Annotated in this window: 13 protein-coding genes; 5 read left to right on the forward strand and 8 right to left on the reverse strand. The window is 73.5% G+C overall.

Translation table 11 applies throughout. The annotated features are described in order from the left end of the window. Positions 1-4 precede the first annotated feature (4 nt). Positions 5-766, forward strand: coding sequence for a glutathione S-transferase family protein (locus tag DSM104329_RS24640; RefSeq protein ID WP_259312508.1), 762 nt, complete (start codon positions 5-7; stop codon positions 764-766). Here the strand turns inward: DSM104329_RS24640 and recD are convergent. The 4 genes from recD to DSM104329_RS24660 all read right to left on the reverse strand — a co-directional run bounded on the left by recD (position 756) and on the right by DSM104329_RS24660 (position 10,213). Beyond that, entirely contained in the window at positions 756-2,861 is a 2,106-nt protein-coding gene (gene recD, locus DSM104329_RS24645) for an exodeoxyribonuclease V subunit alpha (RefSeq protein ID WP_259312509.1), read from the reverse strand. The genes DSM104329_RS24640 and recD overlap by 11 nt on opposite strands. Further along, complete coding sequence (locus DSM104329_RS24650) at positions 2,858-6,274, reverse strand: UvrD-helicase domain-containing protein (protein WP_259312510.1); 3,417 nt, start codon at positions 6,272-6,274, stop codon at positions 2,858-2,860. The genes recD and DSM104329_RS24650 overlap by 4 nt, the downstream gene beginning before the upstream one ends. Then, on the reverse strand, positions 6,271-9,675 hold the full coding sequence (recC, locus tag DSM104329_RS24655) for an exodeoxyribonuclease V subunit gamma (RefSeq protein ID WP_259312511.1): 3,405 nt from the start codon (positions 9,673-9,675) through the stop codon (positions 6,271-6,273). Before recC ends, DSM104329_RS24650 begins: the two co-directional genes overlap by 4 nt. Before the next feature lie 94 nt (positions 9,676-9,769). Next, a complete protein-coding gene (locus DSM104329_RS24660; RefSeq protein WP_259312512.1) occupies positions 9,770-10,213 on the reverse strand; it encodes a hypothetical protein in 444 nt (147 codons plus the stop codon). On the opposite strand from DSM104329_RS24660, the gene DSM104329_RS24665 reads away from it, so the two are divergent. Further along, positions 10,212-13,460, forward strand: a complete 3,249-nt coding sequence (locus tag DSM104329_RS24665) for a DUF3427 domain-containing protein (RefSeq protein ID WP_259312513.1) — start codon at positions 10,212-10,214, stop codon at positions 13,458-13,460. The genes DSM104329_RS24660 and DSM104329_RS24665 overlap by 2 nt on opposite strands. Before the next feature lie 47 nt (positions 13,461-13,507). After that, on the forward strand, positions 13,508-16,897 hold the full coding sequence (locus DSM104329_RS24670; RefSeq protein ID WP_259312514.1) for a TM0106 family RecB-like putative nuclease: 3,390 nt from the start codon (positions 13,508-13,510) through the stop codon (positions 16,895-16,897). Here DSM104329_RS24670 and DSM104329_RS24675 read toward each other — a convergent pair. Continuing rightward, positions 16,857-17,924 (reverse strand): ADP-ribosylglycohydrolase family protein, encoded by a 1,068-nt coding sequence (locus DSM104329_RS24675; RefSeq protein WP_259312515.1) that lies wholly within the window; start codon positions 17,922-17,924, stop codon positions 16,857-16,859. The genes DSM104329_RS24670 and DSM104329_RS24675 overlap by 41 nt on opposite strands. Before the next feature lie 41 nt (positions 17,925-17,965). Between DSM104329_RS24675 and DSM104329_RS24680 the strand changes: the two genes are divergently transcribed. Continuing rightward, positions 17,966-18,997, forward strand: a complete 1,032-nt coding sequence (locus tag DSM104329_RS24680; protein WP_259312516.1) for an FkbM family methyltransferase — start codon at positions 17,966-17,968, stop codon at positions 18,995-18,997. Here the strand turns inward: DSM104329_RS24680 and DSM104329_RS24685 are convergent. Then, the gene (locus tag DSM104329_RS24685) at positions 18,949-20,601 is read right to left on the reverse strand and encodes an alpha-amylase family protein (protein WP_259312517.1); all 1,653 of its coding nucleotides are present in this window, start codon (positions 20,599-20,601) and stop codon (positions 18,949-18,951) included. The two genes, DSM104329_RS24680 and DSM104329_RS24685, sit on opposite strands and share 49 nt — an antisense overlap. A gap of 164 nt (positions 20,602-20,765) precedes the next feature. Between DSM104329_RS24685 and DSM104329_RS24690 the strand changes: the two genes are divergently transcribed. Next, positions 20,766-20,921 carry a hypothetical protein gene (locus tag DSM104329_RS24690; RefSeq protein WP_259312518.1) on the forward strand — a complete coding sequence of 52 codons (156 nt, stop codon included), beginning with the start codon at positions 20,766-20,768 and terminating at the stop codon, positions 20,919-20,921. Between the two features lie 32 nt (positions 20,922-20,953). Here DSM104329_RS24690 and DSM104329_RS24695 read toward each other — a convergent pair whose 3' ends face one another. Beyond that, positions 20,954-21,754 (reverse strand): hypothetical protein, encoded by an 801-nt coding sequence (locus DSM104329_RS24695; RefSeq protein ID WP_259312519.1) that lies wholly within the window; start codon positions 21,752-21,754, stop codon positions 20,954-20,956. Between the two features lie 50 nt (positions 21,755-21,804). After that, positions 21,805-22,800, reverse strand: coding sequence for an ARPP-1 family domain-containing protein (locus tag DSM104329_RS24700; protein ID WP_259312520.1), 996 nt, complete (start codon positions 22,798-22,800; stop codon positions 21,805-21,807). Positions 22,801-22,868: the final 68 nt, after the last annotated feature.

The following is a 22,868-nucleotide window of genomic DNA, read 5'->3' on the forward strand; positions in this document are numbered from 1 at the left end:
CACCGTGACCGTCGTGCTGTGGCACATCGAGCTGTCGCACTACAACGAGAAGGTCCGCTGGGCGCTGGACTACAAGGGCGTCGCGCACGAGCGGCGGGTGCCGATGCCGGGCTTTCACCGGCTCAGCGCGCTGGCGGTGACCCGCGGCCGGCACGACCGGCTGCCGGTGGCCGAGATCGAGGGCCGGCGCCTGGGCGACTCGACCGCGATCGTCGCCGCGCTCGAGGAGCGCTGGCCCGAGCCGCCGCTGTATCCCGCGGACCCCGCCGACCGCGCGCGGGCGCTCGCGCTGGAGGACTTCTTCGACGAGCGGCTCGCGCCCGACGTGCGGCGCTGGATGTGGCACCAGACGCTGCCGGACGACGACCTGGTGGCCGACTCGCTGTTCTCGCCCGACGCGCGCCTGCGCCGCCGGCTGCTGTCGCTCAGCGCACCGGTCGCCCGGCCGATGCTCCGCATGGACTACACGATCAACGACGCCACCGCGCGCGCGTCCGAGGCGCAGATCCGCGCCGCGATGGACCGGCTGGAGACGGAGATCGGTCCCGGCGGCTACCTCGCGGGCGACGCGTTCAGCGTCGCGGATATGACGGCGGCGGCGCTGTTCACGCCGCTGCTGGCGCCGCCCGGGCGCCAGCACCAGCCGCCGCGGGCCGCACCCGCCGTGGTGCGGCTGCGCGCGGAGCTCGAGGCGCGGCCGGGCGGCGAGTGGGTGCACGAGATGTACGCGCGCCACCGCGGAGCGTCCGCGGCGGTCACCCGCTAGGGGCCTCACCCCACAGCCGCGCACGCAGGCCGGATGCGCGGGCGACCGGACGGGCGACGGCGGCGCGCACCGCCTCCTCGGTGCCGACGAGGATCAGCCGCTCGCGCGCGCGGGTCACGGCGGTGTAGAGCAGCTCGCGCGTCAGCAGCGGGGACGCCGGGTCGGGCAGCACGACGGCGGCGGTGGCGAACTGCGAGCCCTGGCTCTTGTGGACGGTCATCGCGTAGACCGTGTCGACGGCGGCCAGCCGGGCGGGGCGGAACTCGAGCACGTCGCCCTGGCGCTCGAACGCGGCGCTCACCCGGCCGGGCGCGGTGGCGATGACGACGCCCGTGTCGCCGTTGTAGAGCTGCAGGCCGTAGTCGTTCTCGAGCACGAGCAGCGGGCGCCCGGCGTACCACTCGCCCTCGGCGCCGAAGCCGTCGATGCCCTCGGCGAGCCAGCCCTCGATGCGGCCCATCCACGTCTCGACGCCGTACGGGCCGCGGCGGTGGGCGCAGAGCAGGCGGAAGGCGCCGAGGCTCTGCAGCGCGGTGGCCGCATCGCCCGCGCGGGCGGCGGCGATGACGGCGCGGGCGGCACCGACCGCCCCCGTGCGCAGGACGACCGGAGCGTCGCGACCGGTGGTGGCGGCCGCGTCGGCGTCGATCCAGGCGATCTCGTCCGGGGTGGCGGCGAGCGCCTCGAGCGCGGCGCCGGCGTCACCGCGGCGGATGGCCTCAGCGAGGCGGCCGATCCCGCCGCCGTAGCGGTGGACGCGGTCGAGGATGACGATCCCGTCGCCGATCCCGGCCTCCGCGCCCGGCGGGGAGTCTCCGGACGGGACGTCCGCACCGGTCGCGGCGGCAAGCCGCGCGCGGGTCGAGGCGGCGATTCGCAGGCCGTCGGTGGTCGGCCCGACGATGTCGCCCAGCACGGCACCCGCCTCGATCGACGTGAGCTGCCCGGGATCGCCGACGAGGATGAGGCGCGCCCCCAGCCGCACCGCCTCGGCCAGCCGCGCCATGAGCGACAGCGAGACCATCGACGTCTCGTCGACGACCACCACGTCGTGCGGCAGGCGGTTCGCGCGGTGATGGCGGAAGCGGCTGTGGCTGCCCGGCCGCCACCCGAGCAGCCGGTGCAGCGTCGACGCGCGGAGGCCGAGCAGCTGCTCGCGCACCTCGTCGCCGACGTCGAGCGCGGCCGCCTGCTCGTGGACCGCCTCCTGCAGCCGGGCCGCGGCCTTGCCGGTGGGGGCGGCGAGCGCGACGAGCGGCGCCGGCTCGCCGCGGGCCGCCGCCTGCTCGGCGAGCAGCGCGACGATGCGCGCGACCGTCGTCGTCTTGCCGGTGCCGGGTCCGCCGCCGACGACCGCGAAGCGCCGCAGCACAGCGGCCGCGGCGGCAAGCGCCTGGCGCCCGCCGGCCTGGTCGCCGAACAGCCGCCGGACGCCCTGGGCGAGCAACGCCTCGTCCACGTCGCCGGGCACCTGGGCGGCGAGCGCCTCGAGATCCGCCGCGACCTGGCGCTCCTCGCTCCAGTAGCGGTCGAGGTAGAGCACGGTGCCGGCGAGGCGCAGCGGACGCGCGTCGAGGCCTGTCGCATCGACCGCGCCAGACGCCGTGACCGCGACAGGCGTGAACGGCGACCCCCCCGCCGCCTGCGGTCCTGGCGCATCGACGGCGTCAGACGCCGTGATCGCGCCAGGTTCGATCGGCGATCGCCCGGGCGTGTGTGGTCCTGGCGCATCGACGACGTCAGACGCCGTGATCGCGACGAGATCGCTGCCGGCCAGGCGCGCCACCCACTCGACCGGCTCGGGCCACGGCAGCGCGGATACGTCGACGGGCTCGTCGGTGTCGACCGTCGCGGTGTCGCGGATCGTCGCCAGGTCCACGCACGTGTGGCCGAGCCGGGGCCCGCGGACCGCGAGCGCGACGGCCAGCGCGACCGTCTCGTCGTCCTCGCCGGCCAGGCGCTCCAGCCGCCGCGCGACGTGGACGTCCGCCGCCGCGAGCACGCCCGCGTCGTTGAACGTTCGCAGCAGGCCGCCGGCCCGCAGCGCGAGGCGGCCGGCGAACGGATCGGGGGCGACGACGGGCTCGGCGCTCATGGGGTCCTCCCCCGGTCCAGCACGTCGCTCAATGCCACGATCGCGTCGGCGGGCGGCCGCCACGCGAACACGCCGCACGGCGCCCCGTCGACGACCGGCGTGTCCGGGCCCGACATGCCGCGCACGAACAGGTACAGCACGCCGGCGAGGTTGCGCGCGGGGTCGTAGCCGGGCACCCGCCAGCGCAGGTAGCGGTGCAGCGCCGCCGCGTACAGCAGCGCCTGCAGGCCGTAGTGCGCGTGCTCCATCTCGGCGCCGAGCGCCGCCGGCCGGTGGTGCCACGCGCTGAGCTCGTCGCCGGGCGGCGCGAGCCAGTTCGTCTTGTAGTCGGCGATGGCGAAGCGCGCCGCGCCGTCGGGGCCGCACGTGCGCAGGACGAGGTCGATGCTGCCGGTCAGGTAGCCGCGCACGTCGCGCCGCAGCGCCGGGTCGTCGAGCCGTGCCGCGTATCCGGCGAGCGGGTCGCCCGCGGGCAGGTGCTCGCGCAGCACGTCGGCGATCGCGTCGACAGTGAGCCGCCCGGTCGGGTCGTCGCCCCCGACGAGGGGCAGCTCGAAGGCGAGCTCGTCGAGACGGTCGGCGCGCGCGACGTCGCGCAGCCGCATCCCGCCGAGCAACGGGCCGAGCGGCGTCTCGAGCGTCGCGCGCAGCGCGCCCACCGCGACGGCATCGTCGCGCAGGTCCACCGGCCTTCGCGCCTGCGCCGCCGCCACGCACCCGGCGAGCTCGGCATCCAGGTCCGAGGCCGCGAAGTCGACCGCCTCCATGACGCGGTGCACGAGCGTGCCGACGTGCACGCCGACGGGCAGGTCCGCCCACGGCGACGGGACGGCGCGGAGCATGGCCTCCTCGAGGCCGGCCTGCGTCGGCGGGGCGACCGTCGCCGCCGGGCCCGGCCCCTCGGGCTCGTCGCGCAGCGCCAGCTGCTCGGGCTCGCTGGCCACCCACGCCTCGTGCGCCGCGGCGGTGATGTCGCTGTAGGAGGTGCGCCGCCACCCGCGGTCGAGCCGGCGGTCGAAGTGCGCCGCCTCGAGCGTGCCGGCGCGCACGGGCGGCTCGCCCCACGTCTCCCCGCGCGCCGGGATCGCCTCCTCCACCGACACGCATCCGGGCGCGATCGCGGCGAGCTGCTCCAGCCGTGCGGTCGCCGCCTCGTCGGTCGGCGTCGAGGCGCCCGACGGCGCGACGTTGCCGTCGTCGTCGCGGGAGAACAGCAGGCGCGTGAGCGGGGAGTGGCGCGTGTCGTAGGACCCGGCCCACCAGACGACCGCCTGGTGGCGCGCCCTCGTCAGGGCGACGTATGCGAGCCGCAGGTCCTCACCGCGCTGCTCGACCTCGTGCTGACGCTCGTGGGCCTTCCACTTCGGGCCGCCCAGCCCGACGTCGACGGTCCGCCGGTCGCCCGCGTCCGGGTCGTGGAAGGACACCGGCTGGTCGCTCGGGATATAGCCGGGCTCCCAGAGGAACGGCAGGTAGACCACCGGGAACTCGAGCCCCTTCGAGCGGTGGATCGTGAGGACCTGGACGGCCTCGGCGTCGGACTCGAGGCGGCGGCTGCGGTCCTCGTCGCCCGTCTCGTCGGCCGCCGCCGCGATCCGCTCGCGCAGCCACGACGTCAGTGCCGTCACGCCGAACTGCTCGCTCGTCGCGGCGCCGTGCAGCAGCTGGCCGACGTGGCGCAGGTCCGTCAGGGCGCGCTCGCCGTCCGCGGCGGACAGCATCCGCCCCGGCAGCCCCTCGCTGAGCGTGACGAGCTCGAGCAGCGACGCGACGCCCTTGCGGCGCAGCACCCCGGCCCAGCGGTGCAGGCGGCGGTGCAGGTCGTCGGTGGCGTCGTCGGTCGCGCAGGCGAGCTCGTCGGGTGACCACCCGAGGAACGGCGTGAGCGCGGCGGCGCGGGCGCGCGGCTCGGACGCCGGCCGTTCGAGCGCCTCGAGCAACGCCAGCCAGTCGCGAGCCGGGCCGGTCGCGAACACGCTGCCGGCGCCGTTGATGACGGCCGGCACGTCGACCTCCTCGAGCGCGTCGCGGACCTGCGCCGCGGTGCGGTTCGTCGGCACCAGCACCGCGACGTCGCCGGGACGGAGTCGCCCGCGGCCCGTCGTCGTGCCGTCCTCGCGGCGGATCTCGATCTCGGCCGGCGAGTTGAGCAGGCGGGCGAGGTCGGCGGCGAGGTCGCGCGCGACGTGCTCCCGGGCCGACGGCTTGCTCGCGAACCCGCTCGGCGTGCGGCGGATGAACGGGTGGTCGCGCGGGACCACGCGCAGGCGCAGCGAGGCATCCACCGGCGCGCCGTGCAGCCGGGCCGTCCGGTTGGCGGGAGCGGCGCGCACCTCGCGATACACGATCCCCTCGTGGCCGAGGCGGGTGCCGCCGAAGAGCGCGTCGTAGGCGTCGATGAGCGGCTGGTCGCTGCGCCAGTTCGTCGTCAGCGTGTGGCGCGTGGCGGCCGCCTGCGCCGCCTCCAGGTACGCGTAGACGTCGGCGCCGCGGAAGGCGTAGATCGCCTGCTTGGGGTCGCCGATGAGGACGAGCGTGACGCCGCTGTCGGCGCCGCCGAACGCGCGGCGCAGGATCGCCCACTGGATCGGGTCGGTGTCCTGGAACTCGTCGACGAGCACGACGCGGTAGCGGGCGCGCAGGCGCGCGGCGGCCGCGGGACTGGCGTGCAGCGTCCGGTGCAGGCGCGTGAGCAGGTCGTCGTAGGTCATGACGCCCATGCGGCGCTTGCGCAGCTCGAGCTCCTCGCGGATCGCCCTGGCGAGCCGCACGCGCATCGCCTCGACGCTGTGGTCGGGGGCGTCGGCCGGCTCGATGGGGGCGTCGGGGTCCGGGTTGTAGACCGCGGCCCTGGCGATGAGCAGCGCCTGGCGGCGGTCGAAGTCCGGCGTGTCGCGGCGGTGGAAGCGGCGGACGTAGAGGTCGTCGACCACCTCCTCGAGCAGGTCGTCGAGGTCCTCGACGAACGTCGTGTCGGGCTCGACGTCGCCGGCGACGCCCAGGCCGCCGAGCACCTCCTGGCAGAAGCCGTGGGTGGTCGCGATGGTCGCCGCGTCGAAGTCGGAGACGGCGCGGGTGAGGCGGGCGCGCCGCAGCGCGACCTCCTCGGGCGCGCCTTGCGCGAGCAGGTCCACGACCTCGTCGCGGACGGCCGGCGGCGTGCCCGAGAGCGCCTGCTCGGTGATGACGAGCCGGTGGCGCACGCGCTCGCGCAGCTCGCCGGTGGCCATGCGGGTGAACGTGACAAGCAGCAGCTGGTCGAGCGGGACGCCCTCCGCGACATAGCGCGCCGCGAGCGCGGAGATCGTGTACGTCTTGCCGGTGCCGGCGCTCGCCTCGAGCACGGTGACGCCGGTCGGCAGCGGCCCGCAGACGTCGAACGGCATGACGGCCTTCTCGTCGAGGGTGCTCACCGGTCGCTGATCTCCTCGTGGGCGAGCAGGCCGTCCCACAGGCGCCGGGCGTAGCGGCCGAAGCGGGTCTCCTCGGTGTTCTCCCACGCCTCGTCCGAGCGCGGGCGCGCGACCAGCAGCTCGTCGAAGGTCACGACGCCGCCGAGCACGCGCTGGTGCTCGAGCTCGCGGTCCTCCTTCTCGAACGCCCACGGCGACTCCCACTCGTCGCGGCCCGCCTTCAGCGCGTCGTCGCCACGACCGGCCGCGCGCGCGTAGGCGGCCGAGGTCTTGCAGTACAGCGGCAGCGGCTCGCGCAGGCCGCGGTCGTGGAGGTCGACGAGCGCGAGGAGGTGCGCGACCGCGTGCCGGTGGCGGTCGCCGTCGAGCGGCGGCAGGCGCGCGACCGTGATGCGGGCGTCGTTGCGCGCGCTGTCACGGGCCCGGCCGACGGCCGCCGCCTCCCAGGCGCGCTCGGGATGCGCGGCGTTCAGCGCGAGCCACTGCACCCACAACGCGAGCCGGTGGCGGGGCCCGACGCGCGAGTACGTGACCGCGCGCAGCACGTCGCCGCAGACGCCCGCGACGGTGCCGGTGAGCCGCCGGCCGCCGGGCAGGGTCACGTGGACGTCGACGGAGCCGGGCTCGGCGCCGGTCGGCAGGACGCGCTCGGCCGCCGTGGCGATCTCCTCGACCACCGGGCGAACCCGGGCCAGCACGGGTTCGCCGAGGCGGCCGGGCGGCAGCGTGCCGCGGGCCCGCTCGGCCTGGGCGGCGACGTCGAGGTCGGCGCCGTCGAGCCGCGCGTCGAGCAGGCGCTGCCCGACGCGCCACTCGTCGAGGTGGTTGAGCTCGACCGGCAGCGCGTCGGCGATCTCGTCCTCGCGTTCGCCGAGGCTGATCCCGAGGCGCTGGCGCAGGAACGCCCGCACGGGGTGTCCGGCGAAGCGCACGAGCGCCTCGAGGTCGGCGACCGGGTCCGGGACGGGCGGAAGCGGCTCGGACAGGAAGGGCGGGGTCGGGCGGCGCGGGGCCTCGAGCGCCCTGGCACCTTCGAGCGTGACCGTGTCGAAGCTCCACGGCCGGTCGGGCGTGAGATGGCCCGGCGTGAAGTTGCGCGGGTCGAAGGGCTGCAGCGGGTGGCGGACGAGGACATGGGTGCTCGCCGGGGTGCCGTCCGCCGTCCGCGCGGCCCGGTCGATGACGTCGAGCAGCTCGCCGACCGGCACCGCCGGCGGGCGCGGCGTGTTCGTGCGCTCGTCGTTGCCGGTGTAGGTGATGACGAGGCGGTCGGTGGCGGCCATGAGCGCGTCGAGGAGGAGCTGGCGGTCCTCGGTGCGCGGGTCGCGGTCGCCGACGCGCGGCCGGTCGAGCATGAGGTCGTCGCCGTCGCGCGGGGCCTTGCGCGGGAACTGCGCGTCGTCCATGCCGAGCAGGCACACGACGCGGTGCGGCACCGAGCGCATCGGCATGAGCGTGCAGACCGTGAGATGGCCGGTGCGGAAGTTCGCGCGCGTCGGGCGGCCGCGGAGGCGCTCGGCGAGCAGGGCGCGGATCTCGGGGGTGGCGAGCGTCGTGACGCGCCCACCGGACTCGCCGACGACGTCGTCGAGCAGTCGCTTGAGCTGGTCGCGCTGCCAGGACTCTCTCGGTGCCGTTGTCGTGAGGGCGTCGGCGGCGTCCGCCAGCGCGGTCGCCCACGCGTCGATCGGCTGGGTGCGGCTGAGGGCGTCGAGCGCGTGCTGCACGCGATCGAGGAGCTCGGCGAAGCGGCCGGCGAGGTCGATCGCGCCGCTCTCGACGTCGTCGAGCGGCAGGACGTCGTGGTACAGGCGGCGGCCGTCCTCGCTCATCGTCACGCCGACGAGCAGGCGGTCGATCCCGGCGCGCCAGGTGCCCGCCTCGAGCGTGTCGAGCTTGAAGGGCGCGCGATGCGCCGCGTCAAGGCCCCAGCGGATGCCGCTCTCGGCGACCCAGTCCTCGAGGCGGGCGAGGTCGTCGTCGTCGAGGCGGAAGCGGCGGCGCACCGGGTCGCGGTCGGCGAAGTCGAGCAGCTCTGAGGCGGTGATGCGCCGGCCGGCGAGGTCCAGCAGCTCGGCGACGGCGCCGAGGATCGGGTTCGTCTGTCTCAGGGAGCGGTCGGCGAGGCGGACGCGCAGGTCGGGCGGGCGGACGTCATCGGCGAGCGCGTCGGGGTCGTCGTCCTCGCCGTCGCCGCCTCCCGCCAGGTCGCCGACGCCGAACGTGGCGTGGATGAGCGGCGCGAACGTCTCGATGTCCGGGCACATGACGATGACGTCGCGGGGCTCGAGCGTCGCGTCGTCGGCGAGAAGGTGCAGGATCGCGTCGCGCAGGACCTCGACCTGGCGGGCGCGGCCGTGGCAGGAGTGGATCTCGATGGAGCGGTCCTGTGCCGGCAGCGGCGCCCCGGCCGGCGCCCGGTCGGCGCGGATGTCCTGCTGGACGCGCTCGAGCAGGGTCGCGGAGCCGTGCGGCGCGGCGTGATGCTCGTCGGCGATGGGGTCGTCGTGGCCGGTCACGACGAGCTGGAGCTCACGGGCGTCGTGGCCCCAGGAGGCGAGCAGGCGGTTGGCCGCGAGGGCGGCGGTGGGGTCGGCCCTGCGAGCCACGATGGGCGGCGTGCCGCAGGTCGCCTCCGCGACCCGGTCCCACAACGCGGGCGACGGGTGCAGCAGGAACAGGTGGACGTCCCGGTGGGCGGCGAGCGCGCACAGGACGTCGAGGTGGCCCTGCGGCAGGCGGGTGAGGTTGAAGAGCGAGAGCCGCTTCGGCAGTTCCGTGCGGGCGGGGTCCTCGCGCAGGCGCGCGCACGCGAGATCGAGTCGCTCGGCCGGGTCGGGGTGGTCGATGCGCACGCGCAGGCGCCGCCACAGCTCGGCCTGCCACGCCCCGCCGTCCCGGATGCCGCCGTCGTCGCCCGCCGCCCACGCGCGGACGATGCCGGGCCGGTGCAGGGCATAGCGGTCGAAGAGGTCCGCGAGGTGGCGGACGGTGGCGAAGCGGCGGACGGCGCGGGTCTGCTCGTCGTGCGCTCCGAGGTGGGCGGCGAGCGCGGCCAGCCACGGCTCGTGGAGGGAGCCGTCGACCACGTCGAGCAGCGGCCAGACCGCACGCTCCGGCGCCCAGGGGTCTGCGTCCGGCTCGATGCCGCACGCGGCCGCGATCGCCTGGTCGGTGAGCCGGCGGGGCGAGGGGAAGTCGACGTTCGCGCATACGCCGTCGGCTCGGCCCTCGCTGGTGCCGAGCGCCTCCGAGAGCCGCTGGGTGAGCCACCGCTCCATCCCGCGCGTCGGCACCCCGACGACCTCGGGCGCGAACGGGTCCTCGAGCGGGTCGGCGAGGAGCGCACGCAGGGCGTCGACGAGCGCGTCGGCGCGTTCGGCTCGGTGGATGTGCAGCACGGGCGATCACCATATGAGTCGCGCCGGGCGGTCGCGACCTGACGCGGCGCGTCGCGCGATCGCTGTCGCGACGGCGCCGCTCGCGCCCGGCGAGCTATCCGCGCTTACGCGGGTACGTGCACTTCGCCGTCCCGACCAGGCGCACGATGTTCGGCTTGTCGCCGTCGCTGTCGTACGTGATCGGGAAGGCGAGCCGGATCCGATTGCGGCCGTTCGGGAACTGGATCCCGCCCCCGAGCGTCAGCCGGTCCGACACGAGCGGCGATTCCTGCGTGTTGCTGAACGTGTTGCCGCCGCCGGGCGGATCGAGGAAGAAGGACGCCGCGCTCTCGTTCTCGCCGTACTCGAGCTGGTAGGTCTTGAAGCCGGCGAACGGCTGGATGCGCACGACGAGCCGCCAGCCCTTGACGACCGCCCGGCCGTGGAAGCCCGCGGAGTCGGTCCGGCAGGCGAGCGACGAGAACCGCGCGACCTCGGCGCCTTCGGTGGTCGTGACCTTGATCGCCGCCTGTGCGGCACCGGCCGCGACCCCGCTCATGACCAGGCAGCTCACGAAGATGGCCGCCGTCCTTGACCTCGCCAGCATGGCCGGGACAGTACCCAACCGTCAGGACATCGCGACGCCGGACCTGTCGAGCGGATCAACCGCCGCTGCCGGTAGCGTGCGGTCGCCCGTGCCTCCCGACCTCCGCCCCGGACCGCGCGCTCATCTCCTCACGCGGGCGCTCCAAGCGGCCCTGGCGGCCCTCGATCCGGCGGCGCTCGAGGTCGAGGCGCTCGACCCGGCCGAGGGCCCGGACCTCCTCGCCCGGCACCTCGCGAACGCGGTCCGCCGTGCGCTCAGGGACGAAGAGCGCGTCGACGATCAGGCGACGACCGTCAACGAGCTGCTCCTCGCGGCCGATCGGTCCGACGTCGATGAGACGCTGGCCATGCCGCCGCGGATGCTGCGGGCGATCCGCGCCGCGGGTCCGCTTGGCGGGTTCGCGGATGCGCCGGCGCTCCCGGCCACGCCGCTCGGCCAGAGCGACCTCCTCGTCAACGCGGTCGGACAGCCCAACATCGGCAGCGAGCTAAAGGCTGAGCTGGCGACCGCCGATCGAGTCGACCTCATCTGCGCGTTCGTCATCTGGAGCGGCGTGGTCCAACTGCGCGAGGCTCTTCTCGGCGTCATCGAGCGCGGCGGGGATGTGCGCGTCATCACCACGACGTACATGGGCGCGACCGAGAAGCGTGCCGTGGATGAACTGGTGAAGATCGGCGCACGGGTGAAGGTGGCGCTCGACGCTCGCACGACGAAGCTTCATGCCAAGGCCTGGCTGATCGAACGCGGCGCAGACCTCACCACCGCGTTCATCGGATCGTCGAACCTCTCGCACACGGCGCTGTTCGACGGCCTCGAGTGGAACGTGCGGCTCGCCGCCCAGGATGCGCCGCATGTGATCGAGCGGGTCCGCGCGACGTTCGAGAGCCACTGGGAGAGCGAACACTTCGATTCGTACGACCCGGCCGAGAACGGCGAGGCCCTCGAACGTGCCCTCGGCGAGCACGAACGGCGCAGCGAAGGGATCGCGCTCGCCTCGTTCACCGGCCTCGACGTCCGGCCGTATCCCCATCAACAGCGCATGCTCGAAGCGCTGTCCGTCGAGCGCCGGCGCCACGATCGCCACCGCAATCTCGTGGTCGCCGCGACAGGGACCGGCAAGACCGTCGTGGCGGCGTTCGACTACGAGCAGATCGCCGACGCGATGGGAGGTCGTCCGTCGCTGCTGTTCGTCGCCCATCGCGAGCAGATCCTGCGGCAGTCGCTGGCGACGTACCGCGCGGTTCTGAGCGATCCCTCGTTCGGGGAGCTGCACGCCGCCGGCCGGCGCGCCCACGGGCGCCATGTCTTCGCGATGATCCAGTCGCTGCAGGACGTCGAGGCGATCGATCCGACCGCGTATGACGTCGTGGTCATCGACGAGTTCCATCATGCCAAGGCGCCGACGTACGACCGTCTCCTCCAGCACCTCGATCCGCAGGAGCTGCTCGGGCTCACGGCCACGCCCGAACGACTCGACGGCAAGGACGTCACCGACTGGTTCGATGGCCGGATCGCCGTCGAGCTGCGGCTCTGGGAAGCGATCGATCAGGGCTTCCTGGTGCCGTTCCAGTACTTCGGCGTCGCCGACGGTACGGACCTGCGTGCGGTCTCGTGGCGACGAGGTGCGTACGCCATCAACGAGCTCGAGAACCTATACACCGCCGACGATGCACGGGTCCGGCTCCTTCTGCGCGAGGTGCGGCGCACCGTCGCCCGGCCGGAGCGGATGCGCGCGCTCGGGTTCTGCGTCTCCGTCGAGCACGCTCGGTTCATGGCGCGCAGGTTCAACCAGTTCGGCATGCCCTCCGAGGCGCTGTCCGGTGACGACCCGGCGCAACGACGCGACGAGGTGCTCAACCGCCTGCGATCCGGCGACCTGCGCTGCGTGTTCTCGGTCGAGGTCCTCGGCGAAGGCGTCGACGTTCCCCATGTCGACTGCGTGCTCCTTCTCCGTCCGACCGAATCCGCCACCGTGTTCACGCAGCAACTCGGTCGCGGCCTGCGCCGTGCGAAGGGCAAGAGCCATCTGACGGTCATCGACCTGATCGGCCAGCAGCATCGGGAGTTTCGCTTCGCGGACCGCATGAGCGCGATCGTCGACCGTCGCCGTGGGGCGATCGTCGACCAGGTGGAACGCGGCTTTCCCTTCCTGCCCGCCGGATGCGCGATCGAGCTCGATCGCCAGAGCAGCGAGATGGTGCTCGACAACCTCCGGGCGATCGCCAGGTCGGGACGGTGGAAGACGCTCGTCGAGGACCTCGCCGGCCGCCCGGACGACGGTGATCTGCGGTGGTATCTCGAACAGACCGGCCGCGGGGTCGACGACGTCTACCGGGCGAGCGGCAAGAGCTGGACGGCGATGCGCCGGGAGGCCGGTCGGACGACGGCCATGGCCGCGGACGACGCGGCGGAAGCGACGCTCCTGCGAAGCGTCCGTCGCCTCCGGCACGTCGACGACCCTGAGCGGGTTGCGTTCTACCGGTCCCTGCTCGCGCGCCCGTCACCACCTCGCCTGACCGAGTTCGACGCGCGCCACCAGCGACTCCTTCGGATGTTGTCGTGGGTGCTGTGGGGCGCCGGCGGTGGCACGTTCGACAGCGTCGACACCGCGTACGAGGCACTCTGGCGCGAGCGGGCGGTCCTACAGGAGCTCGACGAGCTGCTGGCGGCCGTCGACGCCGCCTCGACCACGCTCGCGACCCCGTCGGCCCTGGATGCGGCGATCCCCCTCACCGTTCACGCCCGGTACTCGCGCGTCGAGATCGTGGCTGCGCTGGGGCACGGGGACGGCGTGACGCCGCCATCCACCCGCGAGGGCGTGCTGTGGGTGGCCTCGGCCGCGAGCGACGTGTTCTTCGTCGACCTCCACAAGGCCGAGCGCGACTACTCGCCGACGACGATGTACCGGGACTACGCCATCAACCGCGAGCTCTTCCACTGGGAGTCGCAGTCACGCCAGACTCCCGGACAACCAACCGTCGAGCGCTACATCGCGCACGAGGCGCGCGGCACCAACGTCCTCCTGATGGTTCGCGAGCGGAAGCGAGACGCGCTCGGGGAAGCGGCGCCGTTCACGTTCCTCGGGCCCGTGGCCTACGTCCGCCATGAGGGCGAACGACCGGTCCAGTTCACGTGGCGTCTGCCCCGGCCGATGCCGGAGGAGCTGTTCGAGGCGGCCCGAAGCGTCGCCGCGGCCTGATCGACTCCGTGTCAGGAAACGACCCCGTCGTGCCGACACTGTCCCTGATGGCCGATCCGCCACGTCTGTCACCCAGCGCGCTCAACCGCTTCCTCGGTTGCGAGCACCGCACCTACCTCGACATCCTCGAGGGACGCGGCGAGCTGGATGCCGAGCGCCGCCCGCCGCGGATGGACCTGCTGCTCGAGCGGGGCCGGCGCCATGAGCAGTACGTCCTCGACGGACTGCGCGAGGAGAGGTGCGACGTCGTCTCGCTCGAGGACGATCGGGCGACCGCCGTCGAGCGCGCCGAACGCACCATCGAGGCGATGCGGGCGGGGCGCCGGGTCATCTACCAGGGGTGCTTCACCGGCGACGGCTGGGTCGGCTATCCCGACTTCCTCATCCGCGTCGAGGAGCCCTCCGACCTCGGCGGCTGGTCCTACGAGGTGCACGACGCGAAGTTCGGTCGTCATGCCGCTCCGCGCCACGTCTTCCAGCTGCTGTTCTACTGCGACGCGCTCGAGCGCCTGCAGGGTCGGCGGCCGGCGCAGATGCACCTCATCCTGCGTGACGACGAGCGCCGCGCGCTGCGGCCCGGCGACTTCGAGGCATACGGCCAGGTCATCGCCGAGCGGTTCGCCGCGCGCTACGACGAGCTGTCCGGCGGCGCCCTCCCCGCCTATCCGTATCCGGTGCGCGACTGCGAGTACTGTCACTGGTGGCACGTCTGCGAGGAGCGCCGGCGCGGCGACGACCACATCTCGCTCGTCGCGGGCCTCTGGCGCGAACAGGGCCTGAAGCTGGAGCGGGCCGGCGTGAGCAGCGCGTCGGCGCTCGCGGCGCTCGATCGCGGCACCGTGATCGAGCGGCTTCCTCAGACGACGCTCTCGACGCTGCGGGCCCAGGCGGACCTGCAGGTACGCAGCCGCAGGCTCGACCGCCCCCTCTACGAGCTGCTCGAACCCGAGCACGGTCGCGGCCTGCACCGGCTTCCCGAGCCGTCGCCGGGCGACGTGTACTTCGACTTCGAGGGCGACCGGTACTGGGGCGACGAGGGGCTCGAGTACCTGTTCGGCACCGTGTGCTCAGACGACGGCGAGTGGCGCTACCGGCCCATCTGGGCGCTGTCACGAGCCGAGGAGAAGCGCGCGTTCGAGATGTGGGTCGACTGGATCACCGAGCGGCTCGAGCGCCACCCGGACCTCCACGTCTTCCACTACAACAGCTACGAGCCCGTTGCGCTGAAGGCGATGATGGTCCGGCACGCGACCCGCGAGCACGAGGTCGACGAGCTCCTGCGCCGCAACGTCTTCGTCGACCTCTACGGCATCACGCGGCAGGCGGTGCGGGCCGGCATCGAGAGCTACAGCCTGAAGTCGCTCGAGGCGGTCATCGGGTTCGAGCGCGCCGCGGATCTGCGCGACGGACTCGGCTCGATGAGGCGGTGGCAGGACTTCCAGGACGACGGCTCGCGCGATCACCTCGACGAGATCGCCGCCTACAACCGCGACGACTGCCACAGCACGCGCGCGCTGAACGAGTGGCTGCTCGCGCGGCGGCCCGAGGCGCAGGCGCGGTTCGGCGTCGAGCTCGCGGCGCTGGCGCCGGAGGAGCCCAAGCCGCTGAGCCCGCGCGCGGCGGAGGTCCAGGCCCGCACCGACGCGCTGCGGCCGAGGCTGCTCGCCGGCCTGCCCGACGACGAGTCCGAGGACGATCCGCAGCAGCGCGCGCGGCGCCTGGCGTTCCACCTGACGAGCTATCACCGCCAGGAGGAGAAGCAGGCGTGGTGGACGTTCTTCGATCGTCGCAAGCGCAGCCTGGACGAGCTGCGCGACGAGGATCGGGAGGCGATCGGGGACCTCGCGGTCCTCGCCGTCGAGCCGGTGAACCGGTCATGGCGGTGGACGCTGAGCTTCCCCCCGCAGGAGTACAAGCTCGGGCCGGGCAACGTGGACGAGCCGCTGACCGAGCGCGGGGCGCAGCTGGTCGAGATCGACGAGCGCGCCGGGACCGTCGTCGTGACGCGCGGCCAGAGATCGGGCGAGGATCCACCGCGCGCGCTGGCTCCCGGCGGCCCGTACCAGGCGCGCGCCCAGGTCGACGCCGTGTTCGCGTTCGCCGAGCGCATCGGCGGAGGCGGGCTGGAGCGGGCCGAGGCGGGCCTGGACCTGCTGCTGCGGCGTCCCCCACGCCTGCGCAGCGGCTCGCCCCCGCTGTCCGAGGCGGCGTTCGACCTCGCCCGCGTATGCGCGCAGGTGCGCGGGCTCGATCGCAGTGCGCTCGTCATCCAGGGTCCGCCAGGCACCGGCAAGACGTGGACGGGAGCGCGGATCGCGCTCTCGCTGATGGCCGACGGCCGGCGGGTCGGCGTCATGGCCACCGCCCACAAGGCGATCAACAACCTGCTGGCCGCCATCGACCAGGCCGCCGACGAGACCGGCGCGGCCTTCCGCGGCTGGCGAAAGCGGACGGGCGAGGACGACAACAACTACGAGAGCGCCCGGATCGCGTGCGAGAAGGACCTGCCCGACGACGACGGCGACGGCCCGGTCCTGCTGCACGCCGGGACCGCGTGGTACTGGGCGAGCGATGACGCCGCACCGGTCGACGTGCTCATCGTCGACGAGGCCGGCCAGGTCTCGCTCGCGGACGCCATCGCGGTCGCGCAGGCCGCCGACAGCGTCGTCCTGCTCGGCGATCCACAGCAGCTCGCGCACGTCAGCCAGGGCGTGCACCCGGTCGGCTCGGGGGTGTCCGTGCTCGAGCATCTGCTGGGAGACGACGACACGATCCCGCCGGACCGAGGCGTGTTCCTGGAGACGTCGTGGCGGATGCACCCGGCCGTGTGCGACTTCGTGTCGCGGACGATGTACGACGACCGGCTGGCCGCGCGTGAGGGCTGCGAGCGGCAGCGGATCTCCTCGCCGGGCCTGTGCGGCAGCGGCCTGCGCTTCATCGGCGTCGAGCACGCCGACAACCGCGGCCGCTCGCAGGAGGAGGCGACACGCATCGCCGCCGAGGTCGATCGCCTCGTCGGCGGCACGTACGTGGATCGGGACGGCGAGGTGCACGAGCTGACGCTCGCCGACATCCTCGTCGTCGCGCCCTACAACGCGCAGGTCCGCTGCCTCAAGGCGCACCTCCCTGACGACGCCCGGGTCGGGACCGTCGACAAGTTCCAGGGCCAGGAGGCGCCCGTCGTCTTCTTCTCGATGGCGTCCTCGAGCGGCGACGACGTCACCCGCGGCATGAGCTTCCTCCTCAGCCGCAACCGGCTGAACGTCGCGGTCTCGCGCGCGCAGGCGCTGGCGGTCGTCGTCTGCTCGCCGCGGCTGCTCAGCTCGCGCTGCTCGACGGTGGACGACATGCGGCTGGTGAACATGCTCTGCCGGTTCGCCGCGGAGGCGACGCCGATCACCAGCCCGGGTAACGCCGCCACCACTCCGGCGCCGTGACGTCGAACCGCTGGTCGCTGGCGAAGCACGCGATCCAGTCGTCCGCGAGCTGCTCGATCTCGGCGCGCAGCTCGAGCGCCGCGAGCCAGTGGGGCGGTACCGCCTGGAGGCCGAGCATCGCGCCGAGCAGGTTGCCCGTGATCGCGCCCGTGCTGTCGCTGTCGCCCGAGTGGTTGACCGCGAGGCGGACGCCGGCGGCCAGGTCGGGCGCGACGAGCGCGGAGTAGACCGCGATCGCCAGCGCCTCCTCCGCCACCCAGCCGCCACCGAGCGTGGCCACGGCCTCCGGGCCGGGCGTCGTCGCGGCCGCCGCGAGATCCCGCGCGGCGCGCAGTGCGTCGCGCGTCTCGTCGTGACCGGGGCGCGCGGCGAGCCGCTCCGCGAGCTCGTCCAGCGCCTTGTCGAGATCATGTCCGTCGAGCAGCCTGGCCACGAGCGCCGCGAGCGCACCGGCGGCGAGGTAGCCGCTCGGATGACCGTGGGTGAGCGCTGCGGTCTCGCAGCCGAGGTCGAACGCGTCCGCCCAGCCGCCGACCAGTCCGGCCGGCGCCGCGCGCATGACCCCGCCGCAGCCCTTGCGGTCGTTGAGCAGTGTGTCGATCGTGCCCATCGCCGGTCCGTGCATCGCGGTCAGGCAGGTGGTGCCGGGCGCCCGCCGCGCGTGGAGCGCGTCCACGCCCACGAGCCACCCGTCCGGCTCCCCGCTCCAACGTTGCGATGTCTCCCCTTGGGTCCGCAGCCAGCGCGCGTAGGCGTGGTCGACGACCGACGGCGGATGGCAGATTCCCTTCGCCGCCTGGCGGACGTACGCGCGGATGAGGCCCTCCGCGGTGAAGAGCGTCATCTGGGTGTCGTCGGTGATCGCCCCGAGCCGTCCGTACGCCTCGGCGAAGTCGCGGATCCCGGCGGAACCGAAGCGCGCCCGGATCCCGTCGATCGAGTCGAACTCGACCGCGGCGCCGAGCGCGTCGCCGACGGCGCCCCCCAACAGACAGCCGCGGATCCCGTCCTCGCGCGACACGGTCATCGCTCAATCATCGGTGACACCGGCTCCGTAGGGTGTCGCCGATGTCGGTCACGGACACGAACACGAACCCGCCCGCGCCCGCGTTCAGCGCCGACGAACTGCGCCGCATCGAGTTGACCACGGCGGTGCGGGCGACCGACGCCCTGCCGAAGGTCGAAGGCGCCGGCGACGTCGTCGTCGACGGCGGACAGCGCGTGCAGACCATGCACAACGGCGTCCGCGTGGTCGCCGACGGCTACTACGGCGCCTGGATGACGGAGATCATTCGCCGCCTGCACGGCCATCACGAGCCGCAGGAGGAGCTGGCGTTCGATGCGGTCGCCCGCCGCGTCGCGCAGACGAGCGACGCGCCGGTCATGATCGAGCTCGGCAGCTACTGGTCCTACTACTCGCTGTGGCTGAGCGCCCTGATGCCGTCGACGCGCTGCATCTGCGTCGAGCCGGATGCGCCGCATCTCGAGGTGGGGCGGCGCAACTTCGCGCTCAACGACCGGGATGCCACGTTCGTGCACGCGGCCGTCGGATCGCCCCATGGCGCAACGATGCGGATGCGTGCCGAGAGCGACGGTGCGCATCACCAGACGCCGGTCGTCACGCTCGACGGCCTCATGCGCGACCACGGCCTGACGAACGTCGATGTGCTGCTCAGCGACGTCCAGGGCGCCGAGACCGAGATGCTCCGCGGCGCGGCCGAGCTCGTGCGCGGCGGACGCATCCGCTTCCTCATCGTCTCCACCCACCACCACACGGTGAGCGGCGACCCGCTGACGCATCAGCGGTGCCTCGCCACGCTGTGCGAGCACGGCGCGCACATCCTCGCGGACCACTCGGTCCTCGAGTCCTGCAGCGGCGACGGGCTGATCGTCGCGTGCACGCGTGCCGAGGACGCCGATCTGGAGATCCCGATGCCGATCGTGCGGGCGCGCGAGTCGCTCTTCGGCGATCCCGAGTACGAGCTCGCGCGCGCGATGCGGCCGACTGCCTATCCGCGGCGCGTCGCGGGGCGCCTCGTCGACCGCCTGGCTCAGGGCGCCACGCGCTGGCCGTCGCGGCGGACGCGAAACCAGCGGTAGCCGAACGGATCGAGCGGCACGGTGACCGCTCCGTCCCCGGGCACGACGTGCTCGTGCCCGAGGAGGTCCACCATCTCCTCGATCCCGCGCTCGAGCTCGACTCGTGCTTCGACCCGCTGGTCGGCGAAGGAGTGCAGCGCGACGACGGTGCCGTCCTCCCAGTCGGCGCGATGCGCGAACACCGCGGGGTGGCCCGAGTCGAGCGGCGTGCACCGGCCCCAGCCGAGCTCGGGGCACTCGCGCCGCCGGCGGATCAGCCGCTCCATCCAGGTCAGCAGCGAGTCGTGCTCACGCCGTTGCGCCGCGACGTTGACGCGCTCGGGCGTCCAGCCGTCGGCGTCGACGACCGGCCGGCAGAGCCGCGCGGCGTCGTCCACCGTCGAGAACCCGCCGTGCCGTTCGGCCGACCACTGCATCGGCGCGCGCACGGAGTAGCGGCCCGGGATGTCGAGGTTCTCCGCCATCCCGATCTCCTCGCCGTAGAACAGCACCGGCGTGCCGGGCAGCGCGAAGGCGAGGCTGTACATCATGCGGATGCGGCGTTCGTCGCCGCCGACCATCGTCGGCAGCCGCTTGCGCAGCCCGCGCCCGTAGAGCTGCACGTCCGGGTCCGGCCCGAACGCGTCGAACACCTCGGCGCGTTCGTCGTCGGTCAGCTTGTCGAGCGTCAGCTCATCGTGGTTGCGGACGAAGTTCGCCCACTGGGAGTCGGCCGGGATCTCGGGCAGCGCCTCGAGTGCGGCGCGCAGCGGCGTTGCGTCGCCGCGCGCGAGAGCGAGGTACATCGCCTGGTTGATCGTGAAGCTGAGGACCATGTGCAGTTCGTCGCCGTCCTCGTCGCCGAAGAACGCGCGCTGTTGGTCGGGCGCGAGGTTGACCTCGCCCATGAGGATCGCGTCGCCGCGCCGGCGGCCCATGTAGCGGCGCAGGTCGCGCATGAGCTCGTGCGGGTCATGCAGCGCGCCCTTCGGCATGCCCATCGGCTCGAGCATGAACGGCACCGCGTCGACCCGGAACCCGGCGAGACCCTGCGCCAGCCAGTAGCCGACGACCTGGGCGATCTCGTCGCGGACCTGCGGGTTGGCGACGTTGAGGTCGGGCTGGTGGGAGTAGAAGCGGTGCAGGTACCACTGCCGCGCCTTCGGATCCCACGCCCAGTTCGAGTTCTCCCGGTCCGGGAAGACGACGTCGCCCGGCTTCTCCGGCGGCTTCTCGTCCGCCCAGACGTAGAAGTCGTGGAAGGGCGAGCCGCGGTCGCGGCCCTGCTGGAACCACGGGTGGTCCTTCGACGAGTGGTTCATCACGAGGTCGGCGACGACCCGGATGCCGCGGTCGTTGGCCGTCCGGATCAGCTCGGCGAAGTCGCCCGGCGTCCCGAGCCGCCCGTCGATCCCGTAGAAGTCGGTGATGTCGTAGCCGTCGTCGCGCTGCTTGCTCGGATAGAACGGCATGAGCCACAGGCAGCTGATCCCGAGGCCGGCCAGGTAGTCGATGCGGTTCGTCAGCCCGACGAGGTCGCCGCAGCCGTCGCCGTCGGAGTCGAGGAACGTCTCGACGTCGAGGCAGTAGACGACGGCGTTCTTCCACCACAGGTCGCTGGTCACCTTGCCGCGCACACGTTCCGTGGTACCCGGCTCGCGCCTCCACCGAGCGGTGAGGGGCGATGCGCCGTCTCCGTGACGCAAGTCCCGTCGCCTGCGTGGCGTTGCTCCGCAGCACGGACAGCTCGCCGCCGACGGGAGTCGGCCGGATGCTTGATCATCGTCGGATGGTCATGTGGGTCTTGGTCGCCGCGGCCGGAGTCGGCGCCAGCGCGGTCGCCGCGGCGTCCGCACCTGCCGCCACGGAGGGCCCGCTCACGGGCGCATGGACCGTCCCGGCCTCGAGCACGCCGGTGGGCGACTCGTCGGGCGAGTCGCCCTAGCCCCGGTCTGATGCGCGACGCACCCAGGTCGGTCACTCGTCGACGTACCGCGCCCGCATCCGCGGCACGTACGTCTCCCCGCCGATCTGCGTCTCGTAGGACTTGCTTCCGGTGATGACGCCATAGACGGTGATGACGTCCTCCTCGGCTCCCGAGATGTGCCCCTCGTAGTTGACCCAGATGTTGTCGTCCCAGAAGCCGTAGCCCTGATCGGAGACGGAGAGCAGCATGAAGCCGCCGCCGTACGAGGACTCCTGGATCTGGAAGATCTGCCCCCGGTAGACGACCTTCGTTCCGCGGTAGCCGTCGGCGTTCTTCTCGAGCTGGTTGTATGGGACGGTGGTCGCGCTCGCCTTGAAGTCCGCCTCCGCCTGCTGGGCGGCGGCGATCCGGCGCTGGCGCGCCTCCTCGCGACGCTGCCGCAGCGCCGCGAGCTCGGCGGCGTTGCGCCGGCGGACGACCGTGACGCGCTCGTACGTGGCGGTGCGGCCGCGCATGGTCGCGGCGATCTGGAAGTCCTGGCTGCCGAGGTGCAGCCTGCGGCTCTGTGACCACGAGCCGTCGGCGGCGACGTCGGCGGGCGTGTCCTCGACGAGCACGTCGGCCCCCGACTCGGTCTTGCCCTTCAGCGTGATGCGGTCGCGCCGCACTTCCGCCCCGTCGTCGGGCGAGCGGACGTCGAGCTGCACCGGCGGCTTGGACGGCGCCTCGGCCTCGCGGGTCTTCGCGGTGGCCGTCTCGGCCGCCGTGTCGCCGCCAGACGCCGAGTCGCCGCATCCGGCGAGCACGATCGCGGCGAGAGCAGGCACGAGCAGCAGGGACAGACGGGACATGGACGATTCCTCCTTGGTCAGTGGCCAGCGGCGGCCCGGGTCGCGCACCTTCACGCCGTCCGCGGCCGCCGCGACGGACGCGTGATCGCGGCGCGGGCGGCGTTCGGCTGCGCCGGGAAGGCGGTGAACTGGACGAGCTCGTCGAGCGCCACCAGCCCCGCCCCGCCGACGCCCCTGGTCCGGAACCGCAGCTCGGACCCGAGCCCGATCCCGTCTCGGTGCGTGAGCGGCGCGCCGAGGACCCGGCTCAGGAACGGCGTCGGGTCGACGGGCGGCGGTGGCGGCGCATCGGTCTCGGCCTCGAGCGCGTCGAGCGCGTAGCCGTGGACGAGCGGCCCGTGCAGGCTCGCGAACGCGTCCGGCCGGCTGACGAAGTCGAGCACCGCGACCGCGCCGGCGATCGCCACGATCGCGCCGGTCTGGCCGTCGTGGAGGGGAATCGCCTTCTCGTACGCCCGCAGGTCGCCGCGCCGGCGCTCGAAGACGTCGTGCATCGCCTGCGTGGGCGAGTCGACCGAGAGCCGCGCGGACTTCGCGGCGACCTCCGACCACACCGCGCCCTGCTGCGCCCGCGCCTCGCCCCCCGCGGCCCGCTGCGCGCCGGCCTGCTCGTTCTTCATCCGGCGCAGCGACGGATACGCCGCCTGCGGCGCCGGCCGGAACGCCTCGGCGTGGCGCGAGCCGTCCCACCGGCCCTGCTCGACGCAGCTCACCGGAACCGACGCGCTCGCCATCGCTCCGACGAGCACGGACACGTCGAACGTGCGGTTCTGCTGGGCGCCGAGGACCTCCTCGCCCTCATAGAGCAGCACCGGCTTGTCGGTCGGGTTGACGACGATCAGGTCGTTGACCGACGCCCCGCCGCCGAGCTCCTTGATGGTCACCCCCAGCGCGCAGCCCCGCGCGAACGAGCGGTACTCGAGCCGCGGCGCCGGGCCGTAGATCGGGAAGACGGCAAGCGCGCCGGCGACGTCGGGCGCACCGACGCGCAGGGGCGCGCCAAGGTGGTCGGCGAGGGTGGGCGGTACGACTGATGCGGTGGTCACTGGGGCGGCTCCTTTCGTCCCCGAGGAGTCGCGGCGTCCGGGCGCGAACTGACAGCGGTTGAGGACCC

Source organism: Capillimicrobium parvum (assembly GCF_021172045.1).
Lineage (GTDB): Bacteria > Actinomycetota > Thermoleophilia > Solirubrobacterales > Solirubrobacteraceae > Capillimicrobium > Capillimicrobium parvum.